Genomic DNA, 6660 nt, shown 5'->3' with positions numbered 1-6660 from the left:
GGCCTGCGCAACGACGATTTCGGCGATGGGATCTCCCCCCTCGCCTGGTCGATGGTCGAAGGCAAGGTAGAGTACGCCTACCTGGAATTCCAGTGGGCGGTCGATTTCGGCACCACCACCGCCGAGCTCGGCTACCATCGCTTCAGCTGCTCCAAGTGCCACAACCCGCACGCCTCGCGCCTGCCGCGGCTGATGATCACCAACTGTCTCGATATCGAGCACAACAAGTGGGACAATGTCACCGGCATCTACACCGACACTCACTGGAGCAGCACTCCTGCCTGGCAGGACCGGGGCGCGATGCCCTACAACGGCACCGACGTCAGCGGCGGCCGGGTCGATCGCCAGCTGGCCTACGCGACCGCAGCCCAGAACTGCCACCGCTACGTGAACCTCAACGACGACGGTACCCCGGAAGAGGCGGGGTGGAACAAGGTGACGCCGTGGTTCGAAGCGGGCGGCAACTGGAGCAAGTAACCGGGAGAGTTTCCCCAAGGAGGACGACATGAAGCGTTACATCAAACCGAAGGTGGTAGGGAGCGGCAACGTCCACCCCTGCTAATCACAGGCAGACAACGGTAAACGGCAAAGGCCGAGGAGAAATCCCCGGCCTTTGCTTTTTTTAGGTACGGAAAAACCGGGCGTTGAGCACTGCCGGGAAAAGATCAAAACAAGACGCCGTCACACCGGGGCGGCGATGGCCGCACCGCGAGGCGGTCAATTGGCGGGCGCGGGCTCCGGGGTCGGGGGCTGGGGGGCCTGCTTCGCGGCCTCCTCCATCTGCCCGAGGAGCTGGGGCATGTCGGGGTAGTAGATCGGCGACCAGGCCATCTGCCGCAGGCGGGTCAAGGGTTCGACGGCCAGGGAGCCATGACCGTTTTCCTGGAGAATGCGCGCCTTCTCCAGCAGGATGAAGGGATTCTGCGGCAAGGCCGCCTCGGCCAGCTCCAGCATGTTGAGCCCCTGGGCGAAGAGTCCTTTCTCCAGGGCCACCGGCGCGAGGTTGAGATATTCGAGGGCATAGGTGCGGTCTAACGCCACCGCCTCGGCGAGAGACTCAAGGGCGGCGCTGCCTTCCTTGAACTGCCGCAGCACCTGGTAGAGGGCGAACTTGACCGACGCGTCGCGGGGGTCGGCTTCGGCCATCTGCTGGTACAGGTCGCGAACTTTTTCTTTCTGGAAAAAGTTCTCGAGGTACAGCGCCTGCCCTCTTCTTTCCCAGGCCGGCAGCAGGGCGGCATCGATGAGTTCGGGCCGGCGGAAGACCTCGGCCAGATCGGCGCCGATAAAACGGGTTTCCAGCGGCAGCCCGCCTTCGAGGTGAGAGAGGGAGATGGTTGCGCCCCCCACCTGGATCGCGCTGTTGCGCAGGTGATACAGGGTCTGAAGGACGAGAGGATACAGGGGGGTTTTGATCTCGCCCTTGTAGAGGGGCTTGAAATAGCTCAAGTCAATGTGCAGCAGGGTCGGCCCTTCGATAGCCGGCAACTGGGACAAGGAAGCCATCTGCAGGGGAATGCCCCGCACCGTTCCGCTAAAAACGCCGTCCACCAGGGAGAGAGACTCGGCTTCGGCGGCATTCATCGCGCCGTAGTCAAGCATCTGCTTGCGCAGCACCTCGAGGCTGAGCCCTTCGGTTTCGGGCGCGACCGGCAGCACCCAGACCAGGCGGCTGAAAAAACCGGATTGCAGGGCGGCGCTGAGGCTCATCGAGGATATGAGGACCGGATCGGCGGTCAGGGCCGACCCCTTGAGCCGGAGCTCTTCAGGGGGGGCGACTTTGGCGAGGCGCTCTACCTCCTGAGCCAGCTGCGGGGGAAAGCTCCGCAGGAAGGGGTCGTTGGAGAGCAGCAGCAGGGTCGGCTGCTGCTCTGCCCCGCCCTGCGGCCGCCAGAGCGCCAGCGCCTCACTGACCAGCTCGATCACCACCGGCTCGCTCCCCTGCTGCAGCAGCGGAACGAAGGTTCGCGCCGCGGCCTGCCCCTCGGCCGGCTCGGCAGCTTTGAGCGGTTCGGCAACCTCGGCCGGCGGCGGGGCCAGGTTCGGGTCAGCAACTTCCACCGGGACAGCCGCTTCGACCGGGGCAGCCGCTTCGACCGGGACAGCGGCACGCTCAGTTACCGGGGCGGGCTCGTCCCGCTTCTTCTCACAGGCAAAGAGCAGCGGGATCAGACAGCACAGCAGCAGGATACGCATGTAAAATCTCCTCAATATCATTCAGTGACGGCCGCGGGCAGCGGCCGGTCGAGCAGTTGAAGGGCATGCACCCGCTGGTCGCGGGCGCCGAAAACCAGCAGATCAGCGAGCAGGGCCGGGGTCGACTGGATGGCGCCGCCGGCCGTCCACGCGCCGAGCAGGTCGCCGCTGTCGCCGCCGTACAGATGCAAGAGTCCGTCATTGTCGCCGACCAGCAGGCGGCCATTGAGCAAACGCGGGGTGGCGTAGACCGGGCCAAGCCCCGTTTTTCGCCAGACCACCTGGCCGCCCTGATCATTCAGCTTCCACAGGGAACCGCCGGCGGTGGCCAGAAAGATGGCTCCATCGGCGTAGATCGGAGCAGCATAATAGCAGGTTTCTTCGAGCTCCCGCTGCCAGCGCAACTGGCCATCGGCGCTCCAGGCGCTCAGCCTCCCCTCGCGATCGACCGCCACCGGGCCGGCGGGGGTGACGACGGGGGAAGCCAGCAGCGGCGCTCCGGTGTCGACCTGCCAGAGCAGGGAGCCGTCGAGAGCGAGCGCCGTAAGCTTGCCGCTGCCGCTGGCGACATACAGGCGTTCGCCGGCCGTGGCGACCGCCGAGCGCAGCGGTTGGCCGGCCTCGAACTGCCAGCGCAGCTTGCCGCTGAGCGCGTCGAGGGCATAGAGGGTGCCGTTCCAGGCCGGCACCAGCAGCAGCTGGCCGATTCGGGTCAGCCCGCCCTGGCGATGGTCGTCGGCCCGCGAGGCCGGGTAATCGAAGCTCCAGCGAATCGCGCCGGTTCCCCGGTCGAGGGCCCGCACCCTGCGCCCCCAGGTCTGCAAATAAACCGCCTGCTCATCCAGCGCCGCGGCGCTGTCGATCACCTCGCCCAGTTCGCGCGCCCAGCGGGTCTTGCCGGTGGCGTCCAGGGCGTACAGGCGACCGTCCCAGCTGCCGACGAATCCCCCCTCCCCGTCCGCCGCCACCGTGGCGTCGACGTAGCCGCCGGTAGCCAGGCTCCAGCGCGGTTTCAGCTCGACGGCCTCCCGAGGGCCGCAGCCTGCGAGCCAGGCCGGTGCCGTCTGCAGCGAAACGGTGCCGATGGCCGGATCCTGCTTGCGGTCGTAGATGGTCAACGCCGCGGCCGCCGGGTCGGCGGTCCCCCACCAGTTGTCGCGCAACTCCACGTTGCCGGTGTAAAAATCGCCGAGGCGGAAGTTTTCCAGGTTGTCGTGGATGTTGTTGTGGTGGATCGAGAGCTCGCGGTCGTTCTCGAACAGGAAGATCCCCGATCCGTTGTGACGGATGATGTTGCGGGTGATCTCCACCGTCGAATTTCGGAAGTTGATCCCCTTGCCCTGGTTGTGCTCGATGAGGTTGTTGGCAAAGACGAAGCGGGCCTGCCCGAGGCGGCTGCCGTCGATATTGTGGCGGATGGTGCAGTCCTCGACCCGCCCCTTGGTGAAATGGGCGTGCAGGGTGTAGGCAGAGCCGGAAATCTCGCAGTAGCGCAGCACCGTCTCGCGGGAGAAGTCGACCCGGATCTCCAGCCAGTCGCCGGGCTGCGGCTCGGCCTCGGCGCTGCGGAAGCGGATCGGCGCCGCGCGGGTTCCCTCGGCGAGCAGGCTCCCCTCGACGATCAGCACGCTGTCGCCGAGGCCGTCGCGATCAAGATCGCGGCGAACGAAGGCGATGTCGCTGCCGGGCAAAATGCGCAGGGCCGCTCCCTTGAAGACCTTGACCGTACCGTCGATGACGATCTGGCCTTGCCACACCGTATCCTGGTGGATTTCGACGTCGTTGAGCCGTTGCGGCGGCGGGGGCGATACGGAAGGGACGGCGCAGGCACCGAGAAATAAAGTCAGCAGAAGGAGCAGCCTCACGGGGACACCTCCGGGATTACTGGCGAAAAACCGTCTGCGCGGCCGGCAGGCCGGGCAGAAGTTCATCAGGCCAGCAGTTGGTAGAGCCAGCCGAGCAGCACCGAAATGGAGAGGCTGACGGCGAGGTAGGTCAGCACCACCCGCTTGCGGAACATGCCGAACAGGGCGATGATCGCCGGGATGCTGGAGACCGGCCCGGCCATCAGCAGGGTCAGCGCGGCGCCGCGATCCATCCCGCGCTCGAGCAGGCCGGCGAGGATGGGGATGATCGGGATCTGGTTGGTCGGCAGCGGCAGCCCGACCACGGCGGCCACCAGCACCGAGCCGACGCTCTTCTGCCCGGCCAGCACGGTGATCCAGGACATCGGGACCAGGGTGACGATAATCGCTTCGAGGACGATGGCGAGCAGCAGGTATTTGCCGACGAACAGCCCGGCGTCGAGGGTGCGGTCGAAGATGAAACGCAGCTTGCTGGCCCGCGGCACGATGGTCATGCTCTTGACCTCGATCCCGGCGGCGGCGCCGATCTCGGCGGCGCTGGCGAGGCTGCCGTTGTCGCGGTAGACCGGCTTGAGCCGCACCAGGTCGCCGGCCAAAAATCCCTGCCTGACCAGCAGCTGGGTGACCAGCCCGGCCCCGAGGCCGAGCACGGCGGCGCCGACCACCTTGAGCACGGCGAACTCCATGCCGAGGCCGCTGTAGGTGAGAAGCAGGGCGTCGGGCCCCATCACCGGCGAGGTGACCAGCAGGGCGATCAGCGGCGCGATGGGGGTGCCCATCATGGCCAGCGAGATCACCACCGGCAGGATGCCGCAGGCGCACAGGGGGGAGACCATGCCGACCGCCACCGCCAGCACGATGCCGAAAACCCCGGCCCGGTTGATCGAGTCGCGGATGCGCAGGTCGAGCCGGTAGCCCTTGATCAGGCCGACCAGCACGATGGAAAGGAGGAAGAACCACCACATGCGGGCGATTTCGTCGCCGATGACGGTGAGGATCTGGATCAGGATGGAATCGGGCATGGTGCTCAGCGCTCCAGGAAGTCGTTCGGGTCAAGCTCGGCCGGGACGATCTCCAGCAGTTCTTCATCGGGGAGGGTCCACAGCCGCTGCAGCACGCCGTCGAGCACCTGCGCCAGCTCGGCCTGGCGCATGGCCAGGGCGGCCTCATCGAGCCCGGCCCGGTCGCGGTCGAGGGCCTCGCTGACCCGGCGGTATTCCCAGGCAATATCGAGCGCGGCCGGCCGCAGGCTCACCTGCACGCCTCGACCGTCGGCGCGGCCGACCAGCACCAGGGCATGCCGCCCCTGCTCGATGACCCGCGGGCTGCCGATGCCGGTGGTAACCCGGATGCCGTCGAGAGCGCAGGTGTTGGCGTAATAGATCGCCAGTCGCTCTCCGGCCGCCACCTGCGCCGCCGCGGCATAACCGATGCGGCCGCCCAGGGTGCTCATCGGGCAGCGGTGGCCGTGGCGGGCGTAGATTTCGTCGAACAGCGCGCGCGGTACCGGCACCCTAAAACTCGTAGTGATGGGGACAGTCCTGCTCGCGGATTTCGTAGTACTTGGCCGTCATGTCGGGGGTCAGAAAGCGGCGGACCTCCCTGAGCGACTTTTCAAAATGGGCCATGGTGACGATCTCGGCATCTTCCTTGATGGCGTTGACCGTGGCCCGCTTGCACAGGCTTTCGATGTCCCAGCCGACGTACCCCTCGCTGTTATCGGCCAGCTTCTGCCGGTCGACGTCGGCGGCCAGGTTGGGCATCTGGTCCATGTAGATATTGAGCATGCCGAGGCGGTCTTCGGCGGTGGGGGGATTGACGAAGACCTTGCGGTTGAAGCGCTTCTTTTCCTTGATCAGCGCCTGGTCGACGGTGTCGATACGGTAGCAGGACCCGACCAGCATGACGTTCGGCACCTGGTTGATGCGGTCGACCTGCTCGATGAAGAGGCGGTTGAGGTCCTTGTCGGCGAAGGTCGGCGGGATCGCCCGCAGGTTGCCCGGGCTCCACTCGTAGTTGCAGCCGGCCCGCGGCGCCAGCCACTCGCAGTCGGAAATGAAGAGCACGCAGGGCGCTTCGTGGATGGCGCAGTCGAAGGCCTCGACCAGCTCCGGCCCCTTGCCGAGCATCTCCTGGCCGGAGATGTAGACAAAGGAGACGCCGGCCTCCTTGGCGCAGGCTTCGGCGAGCATGGTGATGCCGGTGCCGAGCGGCCCCCACATCATCACCCCGGCGGGGATCCCCAGGTTGTGCAGCTTGAGCATCTCCGGCTTTTTCAGCGGCAGGCAGACCATCTCCTTGAGGGTCTCCTTAACTTCGGCGTAGCCGCCGATATCGTCCCAGCCCAGAACCGGATCACGCACCTCATAAAAAATATTCATCAGTTTTCTATGCATTGAGACATCTCCCGTATATTTCCCCAACCATACCGGCCCCTCCGGGCCCCGTCCGCAAATAGAGCAACAACCATGCCACCCTGGCACCCCCTGCTGGCCGCCGGCTGCTGGCGAGGAGTGATGCACCGAAAAAGAGCTGGCAGGAAGACCGACGCTCCCTGCCAGCATTTTCCTTCTTCCTTCTTCCTTCTTCCTTCTTCCTT

Annotated in this window: 6 protein-coding genes; 1 reads left to right on the top strand and 5 read right to left on the bottom strand. The window is 65.9% G+C overall.

Translation table 11 applies throughout. The features are described from left to right. On the top strand, positions 1-477 hold a 477-nt coding region (locus ABYV89_RS13195; RefSeq protein WP_432823412.1), incomplete at its 5' end, for a hypothetical protein. Between the two features lie 240 nt (positions 478-717). Here the strand turns inward: ABYV89_RS13195 and ABYV89_RS13190 are convergent. From ABYV89_RS13190 to ABYV89_RS13170, 5 genes are all read right to left on the bottom strand, one after another. Continuing rightward, positions 718-2196: a tetratricopeptide repeat protein gene (locus tag ABYV89_RS13190; protein WP_432823411.1), complete on the bottom strand. Its 1479-nt coding sequence runs from the start codon at positions 2194-2196 to the stop codon at positions 718-720. A gap of 17 nt (positions 2197-2213) precedes the next feature. Further along, on the bottom strand, positions 2214-4061 hold the full coding sequence (locus ABYV89_RS13185; RefSeq protein WP_432823410.1) for a PQQ-binding-like beta-propeller repeat protein: 1848 nt from the start codon (positions 4059-4061) through the stop codon (positions 2214-2216). Between the two features lie 65 nt (positions 4062-4126). Further along, positions 4127-5083: a permease gene (locus ABYV89_RS13180; RefSeq protein ID WP_432823409.1), complete on the bottom strand. Its 957-nt coding sequence runs from the start codon at positions 5081-5083 to the stop codon at positions 4127-4129. Positions 5084-5088: 5 nt separating this feature from the next. After that, positions 5089-5574: an FmdE family protein gene (locus ABYV89_RS13175; protein WP_432823408.1), complete on the bottom strand. Its 486-nt coding sequence runs from the start codon at positions 5572-5574 to the stop codon at positions 5089-5091. 1 nt (position 5575) lies between these two features. After that, complete coding sequence (locus ABYV89_RS13170; RefSeq protein ID WP_432823407.1) at positions 5576-6457, bottom strand: AAA family ATPase; 882 nt, start codon at positions 6455-6457, stop codon at positions 5576-5578. Positions 6458-6660 lie beyond the last annotated feature (203 nt).

The sequence above is a fragment of the Trichloromonas sp. genome (assembly GCF_041583255.1).
In the GTDB taxonomy this organism is placed as follows: Bacteria; Desulfobacterota; Desulfuromonadia; order Desulfuromonadales; family Trichloromonadaceae; genus Trichloromonas.
Note: the sequence above shows the minus strand (reverse complement) of the source record. Positions and strands in the feature narration are given on the sequence as shown.